Annotated in this window: 22 protein-coding genes; 19 read left to right on the top strand and 3 right to left on the bottom strand. The window is 39.9% G+C overall.

Translation table 11 applies throughout. The annotated features are described in order from the left end of the window. Positions 1-11: 11 nt before the first annotated feature. Positions 12-467, bottom strand: coding sequence for a DUF5721 family protein (locus tag P9Q65_RS02220; protein WP_304507482.1), 456 nt, complete (start codon positions 465-467; stop codon positions 12-14). A gap of 539 nt (positions 468-1,006) precedes the next feature. Here P9Q65_RS02220 and P9Q65_RS02215 point away from each other — a divergent pair. From P9Q65_RS02215 to P9Q65_RS02170, 10 genes are all read left to right on the top strand, one after another. Then, a complete protein-coding gene (locus P9Q65_RS02215) occupies positions 1,007-2,686 on the top strand; it encodes a glutamine--tRNA ligase/YqeY domain fusion protein (protein WP_330695144.1) in 1,680 nt (559 codons plus the stop codon). Between the two features lie 154 nt (positions 2,687-2,840). After that, a complete protein-coding gene (locus tag P9Q65_RS02210) occupies positions 2,841-3,077 on the top strand; it encodes a hypothetical protein (RefSeq protein WP_304507481.1) in 237 nt (78 codons plus the stop codon). Continuing rightward, positions 3,070-3,348 (top strand): hypothetical protein, encoded by a 279-nt coding sequence (locus P9Q65_RS02205; protein ID WP_304507480.1) that lies wholly within the window; start codon positions 3,070-3,072, stop codon positions 3,346-3,348. The genes P9Q65_RS02210 and P9Q65_RS02205 overlap by 8 nt, the downstream gene beginning before the upstream one ends. A 237-nt stretch (positions 3,349-3,585) precedes the next feature. Further along, positions 3,586-4,380 (top strand): glutamate 5-kinase, encoded by a 795-nt coding sequence (gene proB, locus P9Q65_RS02200; RefSeq protein ID WP_304507478.1) that lies wholly within the window; start codon positions 3,586-3,588, stop codon positions 4,378-4,380. Positions 4,381-4,402: 22 nt separating this feature from the next. Further along, positions 4,403-4,885: a hypothetical protein gene (locus tag P9Q65_RS02195; RefSeq protein WP_304507477.1), complete on the top strand. Its 483-nt coding sequence runs from the start codon at positions 4,403-4,405 to the stop codon at positions 4,883-4,885. Then, positions 4,845-5,513 (top strand): DUF2085 domain-containing protein, encoded by a 669-nt coding sequence (locus P9Q65_RS02190; RefSeq protein ID WP_304507475.1) that lies wholly within the window; start codon positions 4,845-4,847, stop codon positions 5,511-5,513. Before P9Q65_RS02195 ends, P9Q65_RS02190 begins: the two co-directional genes overlap by 41 nt. After that, positions 5,510-6,091 carry a 5-formyltetrahydrofolate cyclo-ligase gene (locus tag P9Q65_RS02185; protein WP_304507474.1) on the top strand — a complete coding sequence of 194 codons (582 nt, stop codon included), beginning with the start codon at positions 5,510-5,512 and terminating at the stop codon, positions 6,089-6,091. Before P9Q65_RS02190 ends, P9Q65_RS02185 begins: the two co-directional genes overlap by 4 nt. Then, a complete protein-coding gene (locus tag P9Q65_RS02180) occupies positions 6,072-7,322 on the top strand; it encodes a glutamate-5-semialdehyde dehydrogenase (protein ID WP_334307189.1) in 1,251 nt (416 codons plus the stop codon). The genes P9Q65_RS02185 and P9Q65_RS02180 overlap by 20 nt, the downstream gene beginning before the upstream one ends. A gap of 15 nt (positions 7,323-7,337) precedes the next feature. Further along, positions 7,338-8,282: a DUF2971 domain-containing protein gene (locus P9Q65_RS02175; protein WP_304507472.1), complete on the top strand. Its 945-nt coding sequence runs from the start codon at positions 7,338-7,340 to the stop codon at positions 8,280-8,282. A 23-nt stretch (positions 8,283-8,305) separates the two neighbouring features. After that, on the top strand, positions 8,306-9,223 hold the full coding sequence (locus P9Q65_RS02170) for a ketopantoate reductase family protein (RefSeq protein WP_304507470.1): 918 nt from the start codon (positions 8,306-8,308) through the stop codon (positions 9,221-9,223). Positions 9,224-9,344: 121 nt separating this feature from the next. On the opposite strand, the gene P9Q65_RS02165 is transcribed toward P9Q65_RS02170, so the two are convergent. Both P9Q65_RS02165 and P9Q65_RS02160 read right to left on the bottom strand, forming a co-directional pair. Continuing rightward, a complete protein-coding gene (locus tag P9Q65_RS02165; RefSeq protein ID WP_304507469.1) occupies positions 9,345-9,776 on the bottom strand; it encodes a hypothetical protein in 432 nt (143 codons plus the stop codon). Beyond that, positions 9,773-9,979, bottom strand: a complete 207-nt coding sequence (locus P9Q65_RS02160) for a helix-turn-helix transcriptional regulator (RefSeq protein ID WP_304507467.1) — start codon at positions 9,977-9,979, stop codon at positions 9,773-9,775. Before P9Q65_RS02160 ends, P9Q65_RS02165 begins: the two co-directional genes overlap by 4 nt. Before the next feature lie 187 nt (positions 9,980-10,166). Between P9Q65_RS02160 and P9Q65_RS02155 the strand changes: the two genes are divergently transcribed. From P9Q65_RS02155 to cmk, 9 genes are all read left to right on the top strand, one after another. Beyond that, positions 10,167-10,775 carry a site-2 protease family protein gene (locus P9Q65_RS02155; RefSeq protein WP_304507466.1) on the top strand — a complete coding sequence of 203 codons (609 nt, stop codon included), beginning with the start codon at positions 10,167-10,169 and terminating at the stop codon, positions 10,773-10,775. A gap of 24 nt (positions 10,776-10,799) precedes the next feature. Next, complete coding sequence (locus P9Q65_RS02150) at positions 10,800-11,570, top strand: segregation and condensation protein A (protein WP_304507464.1); 771 nt, start codon at positions 10,800-10,802, stop codon at positions 11,568-11,570. Beyond that, positions 11,557-12,108 (top strand): SMC-Scp complex subunit ScpB, encoded by a 552-nt coding sequence (scpB, locus tag P9Q65_RS02145; protein ID WP_304507463.1) that lies wholly within the window; start codon positions 11,557-11,559, stop codon positions 12,106-12,108. The genes P9Q65_RS02150 and scpB overlap by 14 nt, the downstream gene beginning before the upstream one ends. Then, complete coding sequence (locus P9Q65_RS02140; RefSeq protein ID WP_304507461.1) at positions 12,083-12,451, top strand: hypothetical protein; 369 nt, start codon at positions 12,083-12,085, stop codon at positions 12,449-12,451. Before scpB ends, P9Q65_RS02140 begins: the two co-directional genes overlap by 26 nt. Before the next feature lie 93 nt (positions 12,452-12,544). Then, on the top strand, positions 12,545-13,699 hold the full coding sequence (locus P9Q65_RS02135) for a D-alanyl-D-alanine carboxypeptidase family protein (RefSeq protein WP_304507459.1): 1,155 nt from the start codon (positions 12,545-12,547) through the stop codon (positions 13,697-13,699). 67 nt (positions 13,700-13,766) lie between these two features. Next, entirely contained in the window at positions 13,767-14,483 is a 717-nt protein-coding gene (locus P9Q65_RS02130; protein WP_304507458.1) for a pseudouridine synthase, read from the top strand. Between the two features lie 345 nt (positions 14,484-14,828). After that, on the top strand, positions 14,829-15,473 hold the full coding sequence (locus P9Q65_RS02125) for a histidine phosphatase family protein (RefSeq protein ID WP_304507457.1): 645 nt from the start codon (positions 14,829-14,831) through the stop codon (positions 15,471-15,473). 4 nt (positions 15,474-15,477) lie between these two features. After that, positions 15,478-16,713, top strand: coding sequence for an NAD(P)/FAD-dependent oxidoreductase (locus P9Q65_RS02120; RefSeq protein ID WP_304507455.1), 1,236 nt, complete (start codon positions 15,478-15,480; stop codon positions 16,711-16,713). A 14-nt stretch (positions 16,714-16,727) separates the two neighbouring features. After that, positions 16,728-17,405, top strand: coding sequence for a (d)CMP kinase (cmk, locus tag P9Q65_RS02115; RefSeq protein ID WP_304507454.1), 678 nt, complete (start codon positions 16,728-16,730; stop codon positions 17,403-17,405). Positions 17,406-17,407: the final 2 nt, after the last annotated feature.

Raw genomic sequence — 17,407 nt, 5'->3', positions numbered from 1 at the left:
AACAAAACGGTTTATGTTTCAATTTGAATGGCAATTTGCTGCTTCTTAAAGAGTTCTAAAATATCCTCATCCCATTGTTTCGTTGCTTTTTGTTCCAATGAAAAGGTTTCTTCTGCAACGGAGGTGGTACATAAAAGTGTGCCTTCTCGGAATAAAAGGTTTAAAAACACTGCTTTTGCATTGGGGTATTGAATTGTCTTATCTTTCGGGAGAGAGAGAATCAATTTCATGCTTTTTGGAAGTTTTTTTCCCTTCACTGTTTCAAAAACAAAAGGTTTTATATCTGCCCAAAGGCAATAGGGTTCTGGATTTTCTTCTGTTAAGGCGCTTTCATCCTTTGTTCCGTTAATGGTAAAAGAGGCAAAGGAGTAGATTTCCCCTTGACGAAATGTAAAGTGATCAAAGATATCACCTTTTAATAAGTGTGCCATAAATTTTTTTGTATCAAAAACGGTAAAAGCCAGCATTGCTGTTCCTCCTAAAATTTCTATGAGAAAAATAATTTCTCCGTATCCAAAAATATTCCTCTAAAATTTTTATTTATTGTTATTTTTATGAAAAGAAAACTATCTAACAAAAGATAATTCATAAAATGAATTTCATATACTTATTTCTTTCGTTTTATTCTACTATGGAAAATAGAAAAAAACAAATCCTATTACAATATGTTGGGAAACATAAGGCAAATTTTGTTGGAAATGAATTGCGTTTAAAGACAGGCTATATTATAATATTGTAATTATGATATTTAAGATGTTTCTTTTTTACCATGGTATCATGGGGAAAATATTAAGCGTCACAGAATGGGAACGTGAGCCCACTCTTTTGAATCAGGTGCAGGGAGACCTGCCGTTTATAACCATGAATTTATTTGAAAATTCATTTGGTATCACTATGTTTGAAATGTGAAAATATGGGAATCCTTTTATAAATGGACTCTAATTATAAGGAAGTTTTTGACGTAGTGATATAGGTAAGACAACCACAAATTTGGGAGGAACGCAATATGGCAGAAGAAAAGATTATGGAAAATGGCGGATTAGGTGCTACCGGAAACTTCATACATAGTTATATTCAGGAGGACTTGAAGGGTGAATTGAACAAAATTCACACCAGATTTCCACCCGAACCTAATGGCTATTTGCATATTGGACACGCAAAATCCATCTGCCTGAACTTTGGTTTGGCAAAGCTTTACGGAGGAAAATGCAATTTACGTTTTGATGATACAAACCCTACAAAAGAAGATGTGGAGTATGTTGATTCTATTCGTGAGGACGTGAAGTGGTTAGGATTTGATTGGGAAGATAGATTATATTATGCCTCCAGCTATTTTCAAAAGTATTATGAGGTTGCTTTAAAGCTTATTAAAGCGGGCAAGGCTTTTGTTTGCGATTTGACGGCGGAACAAATGCGTGAATACCGGGGATCGTTAAGCACACCGGGAAAGGAAAGCCCTTACCGTAACAGAAGTGTTGAGGAGAATTTGGATTTATTTGAGCGTATGAAAAAGGGCGAATTTCCTGACGGTTCCCACACCCTTAGAGCTAAGATTGATGTGGCTTCCCCCAATATTAATATGAGAGACCCTGTTATTTATAGAATTGCCCACGCCACCCATCATACCACAGGGGATGCATGGTGCATATATCCTATGTATGACTTTGCCCATCCTTTGGAGGATGCCATTGAAGGCATAACCCACTCTATCTGTACCATGGAGTTCGAAGACCATCGTCCTTTATATGAATGGGTAGTCAGAGAGGCAGGGTATACGGAAAATCCGCCCAGACAGGTTGAGTTTGCCCGTTTAGGGATGACAAATACCGTTATGAGTAAAAGAAAGCTTCGTGCTTTGGTTGAAGATGGTTTGGTTGACGGCTGGGATGACCCTCGTATGCCTACCATTAGCGGCTTACGCCGCAGGGGTTATACACCTGAAGCAATTCGTGATTTTTGTGAGCGAATTGGTGTCTCCAAGGCCAATAGTATGGTTGACAGCGGGTTGTTGGATTATTGTATTCGTGATGACTTAAAGGCAAAAGCTAAGGTTGTTATGGCAGTTTTGGATCCTTTGAAGCTTGTGATTACGAATTACCCTGAAGGTCAGGTGGAAATGATGGAGTTGGAAAACAACCCGGAAAACGCCGATCTTGGCTCCAGAATAGTTCCTTTTACAAGAGAGTTGTATATTGAAAGAGATGACTTTATGGAGGAGCCTGTGAAAAAATTCTTCCGTTTGGCTCCCGGTAAGGAAGTGCGTTTAAAGGGTGCATATTTTGTAACTTGTACGGATATTGTGAAGGATGAGGCCGGTAATTTGGTAGAGGTTCATTGTACTTATGACCCTGAAACAAAAAGCGGCAGCGGTTTTGAAGGCAGAAAAGTGAAGGGGACGCTTCACTGGGTAAGTGCAACGGAAAATGTTCAGGCAACGGCAAGGTTGTATGATTATATGATGCTGGATAATCCTGAGGATCCTAACGGAGAGATGATTATGAATCCCAAATCTCTGGAAGTAAAAGAATGCTTTATTGAGCCATCCATTAAGGAAGCAAAAAAAGGAGAACGCTACCAATTTATGCGTAATGGATACTATATTGTGGATGTGAAAGATACTACAAATGAAAAAATGGTATTTAACCGCATTGTTCCTTTAAAAAGTTCTTTTAAATTATCGAAATAAATATGACCGAAGGATATGGGCTGGCCTATGTTCTTCGGTTTTTTTTATTTATAAAACGCCGCATAAGCTTGATTAGATAATAATAATTCTTATTTCCAACATTTCTTGAATGTGGTAAAATAAAAGAATTCATAAATGTTTTTTTACTGGAGACATGGTGTTTTCTAATGGGATAGTTTCAACAGATACAATTACAGAAAAAGTGGCAGCAGACATAAGCCGGGATATTACCAGCCAGATTAATAGTTTTATGGTTGTACCAAAGCATATAAATGAAGTATATGAAGCAAGGGGCAAATTGCTGGGAGTTTGGGCATACATAGGATTTTGCTTAATATTAACCATTGTCCATTACATTTGGCAATTTAAATGGATTAAAGATTATGGATGAGATAAAATTAGAAATCTCAAAGGAAAAGATTTTTGATATAAAGTGCAGCATCGCAATTGGGTTTGATACCGAGGTTCATTCTTCTCAGAATATTGAACAGGTAATAGGTAATGCTGAGCGGGAAATGTATAAGGAGAAGTTATTATCAAAGAGAAACTATAGCGTAGATACAATACAGGGAATACTGAAAACTCTTTATGAAAGAAATCCCTATCATATTCAAGGTAATGGCGATGATAGAAAGGTATGTAGAGATGTTATCAAAAAATGAAAATAATTTAAATATGGGCAGGGTGATGGTGTTAAAAGAAATGCAGGAGCTTTCAGGTATAAATATTGCCCCCCAATTAGTGGAATTGCTTCTTAAGGTGATGGAAGAGAATCATTAAAGTGACAAGATATATTATAAAGAAACCTTTAATATTTTCTTTGAATTAGCGAAAGTCCTTTTTTACGGAAGAAAAATATAGTATACTTTGTCTATACACAGGAATTGGAGTGAATTATTGTGAGGGAATTGTTGAAGGATTGCAAACGTGTTGTAGTGAAGGTTGGTACATCTACAATTACATATCCAAACGGCCTATTAAACTTAAAGCGGATAGAAGAATTGGCTTGGGTTTTAACGGACCTTAAAAACAGTGGTAAGGATGTTGTATTGGTTACAAGCGGTGCCATTGGCGTCGGGGCGGTTCGTATGGGTATGAAAGAAAGACCGACGGTCATCCGCCAAAAACAGGCTGCGGCGGCAGTGGGACAGGCTATGATTATGCAAATTTATCATAATTTTTTTGATCGCTATAATCAAACGGTTGCTCAGGTTTTACTGACAAAAGAAGAAATCAGCAATGATAATCGTTATCAGAATACGAAAAATACCATGGAGACATTGATGGAACTTGGGGTGATCCCCATTGTAAATGCCAATGATACTATTTCTACCTATGAAATTGAAATTTCTGATAATGACAGGCTTTCTGCCCTGGTAGCAGAAATTATCGGAGCGGATCTTTTGATTTTGATGACAGATATTGATGCTTTGTATGATCAGGACCCCAAAACCAATCCCAACGCGAAAAGAATCTCATCTGTGGAGTGGGTTACTGACGAAATAAAGAAAATGGCCGGAGACAAAGGCTCTCAGTTTAGTGTGGGAGGAATGCTTACCAAGTTGCAAGCGGCATCCATTTGCCAAAATGCCGGGGTAAGAATGTCTATCGTGTTAGGTGAGGATCCCACTATTATCCATCGGGTAATTGCCGGTGACGATGTGGGTACATTCTTTCACAGCAAGAAAGCGTAAAATAAGATAAGGAGCGATTAGTATGAGTTATTGCCCCAAATGCGGGAGACAAATTTTAGATGAAAGCTTGGGTTGTCCCATTTGTAATTTAAAAACAAATGAAGCAAATTCCAAAGAAGATAATGGGCAGGAAGCAGAAGTAGTAAAAGAATTTACGGTGGAAGACGAAAATGGGACTTCCCAGAAATTTCAGGCTGAAAATCAGACAAGAAGTTGGGAGGACTATCAATCTACGGAGCCAAAACCCGTTCAGGAACAGACGATTCCCACAATATTAAAAGTAATTATAACTCTTTTGATTATTTTTGTGGGTGGAGTTGGTCAGGTTGCCGGTTTAATCGCAGGTATTGTTTTACTAAAAAGCCCGGTTGAGGATTACCGTGGGTTTGGCAAAACACTGATTACCGTTAGCTGTATTATGTTTGCTATCTGGTTTTTGTGTTGCATTGTTGGTGGCTTATTTGGTGTGGTTGGGAATATGTATTACTATTTCCCATATTATTAAAAGTGTTATGGATATATTTGATTTTATTGGCTCTGCCGTCTGTCATCAGATGGCAGAGCGTAGTTTTATCCTTGACGGAATGAAATTGCCCGTTTGCGCCCGTTGTACGGGAATCTATTCAGGCATCTTTTTTTCTATGGTGTTTTTTTTCATTTTTGGAAGACTGAAAGGGAATAAGCCTTATTCAACTTGGAGCATGCTACTTGGTGCCTGTGCTTTTATTCCCATTTCCGTTGATGGTTTTTTTAGTTACATGGGATTTTGGGAAAGTACGCAATTTTTGCGTGTTGTTACAGGAGCTTTGGCAGGGTCTTCTCTATGCGGATTTTTCTTATTAGGTGCAAATTTTAATGTTATTGGAGAGAACGAGCAACCTATTTTTCAATCTACGAAAGAACAACTTTTTATCATGGGAATTACCCTTGTTTGGGGGCTTTTGCTTTGGATGAATATAGGGGAATTTATCATTGCTTCAAGTGTGATTGTACTGGGTATTGTTTGCTTTTGGACTGATTTTTTGTATGTAATATTAAAAAATTTATTGGGAAACAAGAAGCTGCCATTTTGGACGCTGTCATTTTGTGGTAGCTTATTCATCATATTAACAATAGGGGTGTTGCGGCAATGAAAAATAAATTGCGACAAAAAATATTGCAAAAAAGAAAAGAAATGTCAGAAGAAGTCCGACAAAAGGAAAGCAGCAGGATTATTGACATTCTTTGCAGCAGTGAAAGATATCAAAAAGCAGATACCATATTCACCTATATCAGCATGGGTGAGGAGGTAAATACATACCAATTGATTGAGCAGGCTTGGAGGGACGGAAAGAAAGTTGCTGTTCCCGTTGCAAAATTGAAGGGAAGAATGTATTTTGTAACCATATCCTCTTTTTTAGAACTTAAAAAAAGTCGTTTTGGTGTAATGGAGCCGGAAAAAGGGGAAGATGAAGAAGTGACGCCGGGGGAAAGAGATTTTTTCCTTGTGCCAGGAAGTGTATTTGATAAAAAAGGAAATCGTTATGGCTATGGCGGGGGATATTATGATAGATTTTTTCAGCAATATCCCGATATTTATAAAATTGCCGTGGCGTTTTCCTTTCAGATCATGGAGGATGATTTGCAGGTTGATGCATATGATATACCCGTTGATTGTATTGTGACAGAAAAAGGCGTGATAGGGGGTTGTAATGATGAGTGTTTTAGTTGAAATGGGAAAAAAAGCAAAGGATGCTTCTGTAGTATTGGCGGTTTTGCCTACACCGAAAAAAAATGAGGCTCTTTGCTGTGCGGCAGAAGCACTTTTGGCAGCGGCAGAAAATATTCTTGGAGCGAATAAAGAAGACGTTGATGCGGCTTTGGCATCGGGAATCAAGGGGGCTTTTATCGACCGTTTAACCTTAACCCGGGCAAGGCTTGAGGAAATGGCGGAGGGACTTTGTCAAGTAGCGGCCTTAGATGACCCTGTGGGTGAGGTGCTTTTTATGAAAACATTGGACAATGGACTGGTAATCGGGCAAAAGCGGGTGCCAATGGGGGTAATTGGAATTATTTTCGAAGCCAGACCAAACGTTACTGCGGATGCCTTCGGTTTATGCTTAAAGGCTGGCAGTGCGGTAATACTAAGGGGAGGCAAAGAGGCATTTCGTACGAATCAAGCGGTTGTTTCCGTATTTCGTGAAGCCCTTGAAAAACAGGGATTACCCGGAGACATTGTTCAGGTGGTGCCCGATACTTCCAGAGAGACTGCAAATGAAATGATGCGCCTAAACGGATATCTGGATGTTTTAATTCCTCGAGGAGGAGCGGGATTAATTCAAAGTGTGGTGCAAAACAGTACTGTGCCGGTGATAGAAACAGGTGTTGGAAACTGTCATATTTTTGTGGACGAAACGGCAGAGTTAGACAAGGCTGTGGCGATTGTGATGAACGCCAAAACCCAGCGTCCCGGCGTTTGCAATGCTTGCGAAAGCCTATTGGTGCATGAAAAAATTGCGGATCAGTTTCTTCCTATGGTGGGAGAGGCTTTACAACAGAAAAACGTGGAAATTAGAGGCGATGAAACTGCCTGTGCCTTAATTTCCGGTTCCGTACCTGCAACCCAAGAGGATTGGGCAACGGAATATACAGATTATATTATTTCTACCCGTGTGGTGCAAAACATAGATGAAGCAATCAGCCATATTCGGAAATATTCAACGGGACATTCGGAAGCAATTCTTACGGAAAACTACACCAATGCCCAGCGGTTTTTAAATGAAGTAGATGCGGCGGCGGTATATGTCAATGCTTCAACCCGTTTTACCGATGGAGCTCAGTTTGGTTTTGGTGCGGAAATTGGGATCAGTACCCAAAAGCTCCATGCAAGAGGGCCCATGGGCTTGAAGGAACTAACAACGACAAAATATATTATTTATGGAAACGGGCAAATCAGACAGTGACGGGAGGCTTCCCAAGTGGAAACAGGGAGAACAACAAAATATTTAGATGATTGGATACATGTACCCCTTTGCAACAGCGGTGATAAATTGTACCATTATACAACAGCAGAGGGAATTCAAGGTATTGTTGAAAATAGACAATTTATTGCTACGAAAAGCGATTTTTTGAATGACAAACTTGAATTTCTATATTCCTTAGAGGTTTTGGATAAATTAATTGATCGATATATTGTTAATAAAGAACTGGGGCGGAGGTTATATCGTATTATAAAAGCAGAGATGGATGAGCTTGCCATTATAACCCCTTCCTGTCAAACCGTTTGTATCCCGGAGGAGGATCACATAAGTTTTTATGTGGTTTCCTTTTCCAAGCAAGAAAACAGCGCTTTGCTTTGGGCTGAATTTACTGATTTTAAGGGGTATTGTCTTGGATTTGATTATGAGAAGCTGGTGCAAGGGTTTTCTAGTAGGTCGTTTTTGCATGGTACGGTTATTTATGACGAGGAAGTACAAATTTCCTGCTTGTTAGAGGCACTGCTCTCCTGCATTCGACGAGGGGTTAACGATGGTTATTCGGATTTGGAGGCTATTTTTGAGGAAACCGGTGACATAAGGGAAGAATCCTTAATTGAAATTGGCGGTGATATGGCAATGGTTTGCTCGGTGTATGCCATGTTTTTTAAGAGCGAATTTTTTAAGGGGGAAGAGGAATATCGATTTGTCTTTTCACCTTTGGCAACAGAACGGGGAGGACGACCAAGGTTTAGAATTCTAGAGCAGGTTTTTTTACCCTATATTATGGTGGAATTTGATGGGATTGGTACACCTATACCACTGGAATCTGTCATGGTGGGTGCAAAAAATAACAGCGATATTGCAGTGCGAGGTGTGCGTTCATTTCTAATGGGGCAAGGGCTGGATATTCCTGTGAAGCTCTCGGATATTCCGTTACGATATTAAATACCAGACATAAGGAGGATACAATGAAAATTGCGATATTGGGCTTAGGTGCCGTTGGGGCTACCGTTGCCGGAGGATTAAGAAAGTATGAAAAAGATTTAATTTTCATTGCCCGTGAAGAGACGAAACAGGTTTTGCAGGAGAAAGGGCTTTATCTAGAGTCGGATATTTTGGGGAGTCATAAAATATGTCCTGGTTTGGTTACCGATGACCCTAAGGAAATTGGGGTTGTGGATGTTCTGTTTCTTTGCAGTAAAAGCTATGGATTAGAGGCAGCCTGCAAAAAATATGCAGACATTGTTGGAGAGGATACTTTGGTTGTTCCTTTGCAAAATGGTATTACTGCTTCAAGAGCAGTCTCCCGGTGGTTGGACGGAAAAGGGGTTGTAAGCGACAGCTATATTTATTGTTTTTCCAATATTGTAGAAACTGGCCACGTTTTTAATGGAGGAAAGCTTTTGCGCATTGGCATAGGGTTTGCCCATGGAAAGGACAACGAAAAAGCCAGAAAACTTGTGGCAATGCTAAATGAGGGAGGATTACCCTCTACCTATGGGCAGGATATCATGAAAGAACTTTGGGAGAAGTATGCCATGATGTGCGGCAATAGCTGTGGTTTTATTTACTTTGACTGCCAAGCGGGGAAAATCCAAGAAGATAAAGAAAAGATGGAATTTTTGCGAGGGATTTTTGAAGATATTCTCCGTTTAGCAAAGGCATCTGGAGTTACAGGCATGGATGATATGCCTCAAAGAAATATGGAGGGCTTTTTGAAATTCCCCCCGGAAACCATCACTTCTTTATATAGAGATATGCTTGAAGGGAAAGAGGAAACGGAATTTGAATGGCTGGTGGGCAATGGATGCAGATTAGCGAAGGAGCTGGAGGTTTCTGTACCCTTTATGCAGAAGGTATATGAAGGAAAAACCGGAATGCAGTAAAGTGTATATTGGAAATCTTTCCTTATGCTTTTAGGCAGAGTTGAAGAATATAATGTACATATATGAAAGGGAAGTCACAAACAAATTGTTCTGTGACTTCCCTTATTCTAAAAAGCAAGGATTAATATATTTTCTCCACCATTTTACGAATAAAAAGGACTAAAACTAAGTTAGCACAAAGAAGGGTTTCCAAGGTATAGAAAACTGTTGTGGAAAAAAAGCCTGAAATCAACATAGAGATATAAAGAATACCAAAGGAAACATAGGTGAAGATAGTATAGCTTACACGAATGATCAGAACATTCCGTTCGTCTGTTTCCAGTAGTTCCATTGTTCTCATTTTTTCAGGATCCATTTTTAGCTTTTTGTTGCGTATAAACAAGGCTAGTGATGCAAAAAAAAGACCAAAAAGGGAAGCTGAATACATAGGCTGAAGGAATGCAAAGTCTTTATTCCAAAGAACAATGGCAAACAAAATGGCAGATAGTATCATGCAGGCGATATTTACTTGGAGCCGCAGCCGCAGCCGCTTCTCAAAACTTATTTTTTTCATGATTTTTCCTCCTCATCAAATAAAAAAACTTCTTCAATGGTTAAGTTAAAGTAAAGGGCAATTTTATGGGCCAGTACCAAAGAAGCGGTGTATTTACCCACTTCAAGGGAAGTGATCGTTTGGCGTGTTACACCCACTGCTTTTGCAAGTTCTTCTTGAGACAGCTTTTGCTGACGCCGTAGTTCAGGGATTCGTGTTTTCATGATCCACATCCTTTCTGCAAAGTTAACTTTGCTTTAGTATAGTTCACTTTGCACAAAATGTCAAGTTGACTTTGCAAAAAAAGAAGGGAAATTTGATTTTTAAAAAAGGGTTAAATTGACTGTGGTTTGAATTTCTGGTATCATTATAAATTGGAAAACAATTTTCTTTGGAAAGGAATAGGATAGAATGAATTACTTTTGGATTTTTTTGGTGAGCATACCCGGTATTATTGTTGCTACAACCATACATGAGTTTACAAGAGCTGCGGTTTCCACAGCATTGGGAGATACTTTGCCAAAAAGCAAGGGCCGTTTGACATTGAACCCCGTGAACCACTTTGAACCCATTGGCTTTTTGTTGTTGTTTTACAGCGGTGGCTTTGGTTGGGGAAAGCCGGTAGAAACCAGTGCTTTATATTACAAAAACAGAAAAAGAGATACCCTTTTGGTTGCAGTTTTACCCTCAGTTGCAAATTTGGTTTTGGGGATCATCTTTTTGGCGCTGTATACGAAGGCATCTGTTGGGAATGTTTATTTAGCGATGGTCTTCAATTATTTATGTTACTATAACGTAGGATTGGCAGTATATAATATTTTGCCTGTCTCCCCTATGGATTGTATAAAAGTGCTTTCTGTGTCTTTGCCTGCAAATAAATATTTTCAGTATCTGCAATACGAAAAGATGGTGCAGATGATTTTTCTGTTCCTGTTATTTTTTGGGGCTTTTCAAGGTTTATTTGGTGGAATTATCAATTTTGTGATCAATATCTTAGGGCGGATTTTCTTTATTTTATAAGCGGATTGGGCAGAGGTGATTTCATTGGAAAAAATTACGATTCGATTAGATGCTTTTGAGGGGCCGTTGGATCTTTTGTATCACCTCATAGAAAAAAATGAAATTGATATTTATGATATCCCCATGGCACGTTTGACAGACCAATATTTAGAATATCTAGATGCTGCAGAAGATAGAGATATGGACGATATGAGTGAATTTTTGGTTATGGCGGCAACTCTTTTGGAAATCAAGAGCAAGCTGCTTTTACCCAAGCCCAAGAATGAGGAAGAAGAAGGCCCTGATCCCAGAGAAGAATTAGTATTAAAGCTTTTGGAATATAAAAAAATAAAAGAAGTTACGGAAGAATGGCGCCAACGGGAAGAAGATGCAGCTCTGGTGCTTTACAAAGAAGCTGATCAAGCGGTGAAACAGTTGAAAGGAAAGGAATCCCAGACTTTGGAGGATTTCCTTCAAGGTTTAAGTATGGAGGATTTATATTTGGCATTCCGCCAAGTAATGCACAGGAAGGAAACCAAGGTAGATCATGTGCGAAGCTCCTTCAAAACGGTTCCCAGGGATTTATTTACGGTACAGGAAAAGATGGAGTATATCCGAGATATGCTGATTTTGCAACCTAAGACTACCTTTCTTTCGATTTTTCGGAAAAATTCCGGTAAGATGGAAAAAGTCGTAACTTTTTTAGCATTATTAGAGTTGATTAAACGAAAAGAAGTACAAATTGTTCAAAAAATGACTTTTGGGGAAATTACCATATCGAGATATGATGGAAGGGATTTGCATGAGATTATCTGAGTTGGAAGCAGTGGTGGAGTCCTTACTGTTTATTTCCGGTGAGGCAGTGTCTTTGACGGCAATTGCCCAAACGATTGAAATGGACAAGGCTACGGCTAAAGCAATTATTCATACTTTGGCAGATAAATATGAGAATGAAAGCCGTGGAATTCGCATTGTTGAAATCAATGGCGCTTACCAGATGTGTACTGCCGCGGAGTGTTTTGAATACATAAGAAATATGTATAAAAGCCCCAACCGACAGGGCTTAACCCAGGCATTACTGGAAACATTGGCGATTGTTGCTTATAAACAGCCCATTACCCGTGCACAGATTGAAGAAATTCGTGGTGTCAGTGCAGAACATGCCGTAAGCAAACTGGTTGAGAAAAAATTGGTTTGCGAGGTGGGGCGAATGGAAAGCCCCGGAAAGCCCATTATGTTTGGGACAACCAACGAATTTTTGCGCTATTTCGGATTCAAAAACATAGCTGAATTGCCTGAATTGGAGGAAGCTTCAAAGATGGAGGAGGATGAAAGCAATTCTATCAAAGAATAAGAAAAAATTTACAATTGGTTTTCTCATCATTATTTTTATTGTGTTTGTAGTTGTCCGCAGTAAAATGATACACACATTTTCAACAGAACGATGGGTTAATGATCCACAAAAAAGGGTAGACATGGTGGATAACTTATTGGAAAATCACGATTTATTGGGGATGACTAAGGAAGAAGTTATTTTGTTGCTGGGGAAAGATACAGAAACAGAGTATTTTAAGACAGATGGGAATTTGGTTTATTACTTAGGGCCGGAAAGAGGGCTCATTTCCATTGACAGCGAATGGTTAGTGTTGGAGATTGCGGAAAATCAGGTTACTGAGGTAAATATATTCAGAGATTGATTTGCAATACGAGATTTTTTGCGAATGTCCAAAACAGATTGTTTTTTTGTATGAATTATAGAAAAGCTGAATAAACATAGCAGGAGAGGGGTGATGCACATGAGGCGTGCAGGGATCTTTATTCTCCTGCTTTTTTTATGCTGTTCCATTGCTTATGGAGGGGAGCCTTCCGTAGGCGCGCAGGGAGCAGCTTTGGTAGATGGAAACACCGGACGTTTGCTATGGGGGAAAAATGAAGAAGAACCGCTGGCCATGGCGAGTACAACAAAAATTATGACAGCAATTTTGGTTTTGGAAAATGCAAAGCTTGACGATGTGGTTACCGTTAGCAAAAACGCTGCTGCTCAGCCGGAGGTAAATATGGATTTAAAGACGGGAGAGCAATGGAAAGTTGGAGAGTTACTTTCAGCTATGATGTTGCGTTCTTACAATGACACTGCGGTGGCGTTGGCAGAGCATGTTTCCGGGAGTGTGGAGGCTTTTTGTGCACTTATGACAGAAAAAGCGGCTGAAATTGGGGCGGAAGATACGGTTTTCGGTTCTCCCAATGGTTTAGACAGCCAGATTCCTTTTGCAAAACATCACTCCACGGCGAAAGACATGGCGTTGATCGCTACATATGCGTTGAAAAATGAGGAGTTTTGTCGGATTATTGCTTTGCCAGAGGTGACAGTTTCTGAGGTCACAGGAAAAAGACAGTGCCAAGTTACCAATGCCGACCGTTTTTTAAAAGAGTACAAAGGGGCAATGGGTGTAAAAACAGGTTTTACCAATAAAGCAGGGCATTGCTTTGTAGGGGCGGCAGAGCAAAACAGTGTACGACTGGTAAGTGCTGTTTTGGGCAGTGGTTGGGGAACAACGGGTAAAGAGAAAAAATGGACGGATACAAAGGAAATTATGAACTATGGTTTTGCTACCTTTTTTCCTTATGAAGCGGTGAAAAAGGGGGAGGTTTGCGGAAACGTTTCTGTTTTGCATTCCAAGGTGTCCTCCGTGGACGCTGTTTTGCAGGAAGGATACCAAGCTTTGTTTTCTAAAGAGGAGGAGGCAACTTTGCAGATAAGCATATCTTTACCCAAAAGCATAGAGGCTCCTGTTCAAGCAGGGCAAAAGCTTGGAAACGCCCAACTTAAGCTGAAAGATGAGGTGCTGACGGAAATACCCATTGTAGCAAATGACTCTGCATCGGCATATACCTTAGCGGATTGGTATTCCTATTTATATAAAAATTGGATTACTTGGTTTTAGAGTTTCTTTGACTTTCTTTTTCCTGTGGGGTATACTGATTCCAATGTGATAGAGATGGAGGAACAGTATGGAAGAAAGACTTCAAAAATTTCTTGCGGAAGCAGGCGTTGCATCCCGCCGAAAGGCAGAGGAACTGATTGCAGCGGGGAAGATAAAAGTAAACGGAAAGGTAATAACGGAATTAGGCACGAAAGTTGACCCTCAAAAAGATGAGGTTTTGTATCAAGATAAAAAAGTCAGCAAAAAAGAAGTGGAAATGGTTTATATTATGCTCCACAAGCCGGAAGGCTATGTGACAACGGCAAAGGAGCAGTTCGGACGCCCCGGGGTTATGGATTTGATAAGGGACGTAAAAGAAAGAATTTTTCCTGTGGGCAGATTGGATTATGATACTTCTGGATTGCTTTTGTTGACGAATGATGGGGATTTAACATATAAACTAACCCATCCCAAGCATGATGTGGAGAAAACATATACCGCAAAGCTTTATGGCACTCCTGATGATATGGATTTACAAAAATTTCGCCGAGGAGTTTTTATTGACGGCAGAAAAACCAAGCCTGCTAAAATTCAGATTTTAGAAAAAGGTGATCGTCAATCCGTTGTGGAAATTGTGATTCATGAGGGGAGAAACAGACAGGTTCGTAAGATGTGTGAGGCGATTAAGCACCCTGTTGCGCAATTGAAAAGGGTTGCTACGGGGGAATTGAAACTTGGAGATTTGCCCAGGGGAAAGTATCGTCATCTTACGCCCAAAGAAGTAAAATATTTGAAAGGGTTATAAAAGCTCTTTTTATTTATAATAGGAAAAAATTGAAAACAAAAATATATGTAATTCACCAAACGGTATAAATTCTTGTTGGGAAATTTTAATTTATTCATGAATTGGAAAAGGAATGTTTTATGAAACTTTTTAAGCCACAGGGTAGTTGGTGGGTAAAAGTGGTTTTCATACGCAGAAAGCTCCAATGCATATTGTGGTAATTTTTGAACTCCGGAGAATGGTCAACATTGTTTTTGAGTTTAAATTACATGAGGATATGCCTTTTGGGGCTTTTTTTCTTGAAAGAAAAGGGTGTGTCACGTATAATATATAGTTAAGAAATTTCATAAAAAGGAATGATTTCATATGAAACAGGAAAAAACAAGATTATACTTAATCCGTCATGGCGAGACGGAGTGGAATAGAGGCGGACGTTATCAGGGTTGGACAGACATTGAGCTATCCGAAGAAGGAAAATGGCAGGCGGAACTTTTAGCCAAACGATTTACATATATGCCTTTGGATGCCATATATGTATCTCCCTTGAAACGGGCAATTGCTACAGCTACACCCATTGCGCAACAAAAAGGGCTCTCTCTTATTATGGACGAGCATTTCAAAGAAATTAATTTTGGCGAATGGGAAGGGCATACCGTGGCGGAACTCACGGAAAAATACGGAAAGCCATATACGGATTTTTTTGATAACCCTTTTGCCCATACTATGCCTGGGGAAGGGTCATTCCATAAGGTGGCAGAGCGTTCTATGGCAGGCTTTGAAGAAATTATAAAAAAACATAGAGGTCAGCGGATTGCCATTGTTTCTCATGGCGGGTTGCTACGGGTTTTTATGATTAAGCTATTGGGTTTGGATTTAACCATGTACCGTAGAATGTGGCTGACGAATACATCAATTTCTATGATTGATATTACTTTTGATGATAAAAAGTTTTTAATGACGCTAAATGACAAGGCACATTTGGAAATGGCCGAATTATTGAAAAATAGGTGACAATATGGAAAAAATTATTGTGGTGGGCGGTGGCGCTGCGGGAATGATGGCGGCAGCAAGAGCGGGAAGCCGTGGATATGAAGTACATTTATATGAAAAAAATAATCGCTTGGGAAAAAAGATTTTAATTACGGGAAAAGGTCGCTGTAACCTTACCAATGATTGTGATGTGGAAACACTTTTGGAAAATATTCCGGGAAACCCTTATTTTATGTACAGCGCATTTTATCATTTAGATAGCCCCCAAACCCAAGAATTATTTCATCGCTTAGGCTTGGAGACCAAGGTGGAAAGAGGAAGACGTGTTTTCCCTGTTTCCGATAAATCCTTGGATGTTGTGTTTGCGTTGGAACAATATTTGCGAGAAAGTAAGGTGAAGCTGCATTTGGACAGCCCTGTGGAGGAAGTTTTGATTTCCCAAGGCAGAGCGGTTGGCGTGCGATTGAAAAAAGGAACGGTTGTTGAGGCGGATGCAGTGATTGTTGCCACAGGTGGTTTATCCTATCCCGCAACAGGTTCTACGGGAGATGGGTACCGTTTTGCAAAAAAGGCTGGGCATCAGGTGACGAAGCTATACCCATCCTTGGTTCCTTTGAAAGCGGAAGAGGCATGGTGCAAAAGCTTGATGGGCTTAAGCCTGCGCAACATCTCCATTCAGGTGAAAAATAAAAAGGGAAAAACTGTTTTTGAAGAATTCGGGGAAATGCTTTTCACCCATTATGGTGTATCGGGCCCTGTAATTTTAAGTGCCAGCAGGCATCTGCTCTTTTCGATGGAAGAGGGTTATCGCCTGTATATTGATTTAAAGCCGGCTATGGATGAAAAAAAGCTGGATATGCGTTTGCTTCGTGATTTTGAGAAGTATGCCAACCGAGATTTTGGCAATGCATTGGATGACCTGTTGCCGAAAAAACTAATCCCTGTTATCATTGCCCTCTCCGGGATTGCGGCGGATAAAAAGGTGAACAATATTACGAAAGAAGAAAGAAAGAACCTTCTTTCCTTATTGAAAGGACTGCCTTTAACTATCACCGGAACAGCAGGATTTAATGAGGCCGTAATAACTTGCGGCGGAATTTGTGTGGATGAAATGGATCCTTCTACTATGGAAAGCAAGTTTGTAAAAAATCTTCATTTTGCAGGAGAAGTGTTGGATGTGGATGCTTATACGGGAGGCTATAATTTGCAAATTGCCTTTTCAAGCGGTTATACGGCGGGAGAAGGCGTATTGGCCCAATGATAGGAGGAATTGGAATGAGGAAGTTTGCCATTGCGGTGGACGGTCCGGCGGGATCCGGAAAGAGTACAGTTGCAAAGGCTGTTGCAAAGAGGTTGGGTATTATTTATGTGGATACAGGTGCCATGTATCGTGCAGTAGCATATTTTTGTATCCAAAAGGGAATTTCTCCTTTGGATGAAATGAGTGTTTTATCATTATTAGATGAAATAAAGCTGGAAATACAGCCTACAAGGGATGGACAGCTGATTTTTTTGGACGGCGAAGAGATTACCCAAAAAATCAGAACCCAAGAAATTGGACAGGGGGCTTCTCAGGTTGCTACCATTCAATCTGTGCGGCAAAAATTAAGCCATATGCAAAAAGAAATGGCCAAAAAGTATGCTGTGATTATGGATGGCAGAGATATTGGTACCTTTGTACTTCCTCAGGCAGAAGTGAAAATTTATATGGATGCCGGTGTTGATGAAAGAGCAAAGCGTCGTATGGGTGAGTTGGAGGCAAAAGGAGAAAAGCCTGCATTTGATGCAATACGGCAGGAGATCCTTCGTCGAGATGAAAATGATATGAACCGTAAATACAGTCCTTTATGTAAGGCGAAGGATGCGGTCTATTTGGATACAACGAATATGACCATTGATGAAGTTGCGGAAACAATCGTAAAGATTGCAGAAGGAAAAATAAGTGAGGTGTAATA

Origin of the sequence: Anaerotignum sp. (assembly GCF_030625865.1) — a bacterium.
Lineage (GTDB): Bacteria > Bacillota > Clostridia > Lachnospirales > Anaerotignaceae > Chakrabartyella.
This window is presented reverse-complemented; position numbering and strand designations above follow the sequence as displayed.

Coding starts and splice junctions, on each gene's coding strand:
- P9Q65_RS02220 (WP_304507482.1), bottom strand. CDS start 467: ATGCTGGCTTTTACCGTTTTTGATACAAAAAAATTTATGGCACACTTA.
- P9Q65_RS02215 (WP_330695144.1), top strand. CDS start 1,007: ATGGCAGAAGAAAAGATTATGGAAAATGGCGGATTAGGTGCTACCGGA.
- P9Q65_RS02210 (WP_304507481.1), top strand. CDS start 2,841: ATGGTGTTTTCTAATGGGATAGTTTCAACAGATACAATTACAGAAAAA.
- P9Q65_RS02205 (WP_304507480.1), top strand. CDS start 3,070: ATGGATGAGATAAAATTAGAAATCTCAAAGGAAAAGATTTTTGATATA.
- P9Q65_RS02195 (WP_304507477.1), top strand. CDS start 4,403: ATGAGTTATTGCCCCAAATGCGGGAGACAAATTTTAGATGAAAGCTTG.
- P9Q65_RS02185 (WP_304507474.1), top strand. CDS start 5,510: ATGAAAAATAAATTGCGACAAAAAATATTGCAAAAAAGAAAAGAAATG.
- P9Q65_RS02180 (WP_334307189.1), top strand. CDS start 6,072: ATGATGAGTGTTTTAGTTGAAATGGGAAAAAAAGCAAAGGATGCTTCT.
- P9Q65_RS02170 (WP_304507470.1), top strand. CDS start 8,306: ATGAAAATTGCGATATTGGGCTTAGGTGCCGTTGGGGCTACCGTTGCC.
- P9Q65_RS02165 (WP_304507469.1), bottom strand. CDS start 9,776: ATGAAAAAAATAAGTTTTGAGAAGCGGCTGCGGCTGCGGCTCCAAGTA.
- P9Q65_RS02160 (WP_304507467.1), bottom strand. CDS start 9,979: ATGAAAACACGAATCCCTGAACTACGGCGTCAGCAAAAGCTGTCTCAA.
- P9Q65_RS02155 (WP_304507466.1), top strand. CDS start 10,167: ATGAATTACTTTTGGATTTTTTTGGTGAGCATACCCGGTATTATTGTT.
- scpB (WP_304507463.1), top strand. CDS start 11,557: ATGAGATTATCTGAGTTGGAAGCAGTGGTGGAGTCCTTACTGTTTATT.
- P9Q65_RS02140 (WP_304507461.1), top strand. CDS start 12,083: ATGAAAGCAATTCTATCAAAGAATAAGAAAAAATTTACAATTGGTTTT.
- P9Q65_RS02135 (WP_304507459.1), top strand. CDS start 12,545: ATGCACATGAGGCGTGCAGGGATCTTTATTCTCCTGCTTTTTTTATGC.
- P9Q65_RS02130 (WP_304507458.1), top strand. CDS start 13,767: ATGGAAGAAAGACTTCAAAAATTTCTTGCGGAAGCAGGCGTTGCATCC.
- P9Q65_RS02125 (WP_304507457.1), top strand. CDS start 14,829: ATGAAACAGGAAAAAACAAGATTATACTTAATCCGTCATGGCGAGACG.
- P9Q65_RS02120 (WP_304507455.1), top strand. CDS start 15,478: ATGGAAAAAATTATTGTGGTGGGCGGTGGCGCTGCGGGAATGATGGCG.
- cmk (WP_304507454.1), top strand. CDS start 16,728: ATGAGGAAGTTTGCCATTGCGGTGGACGGTCCGGCGGGATCCGGAAAG.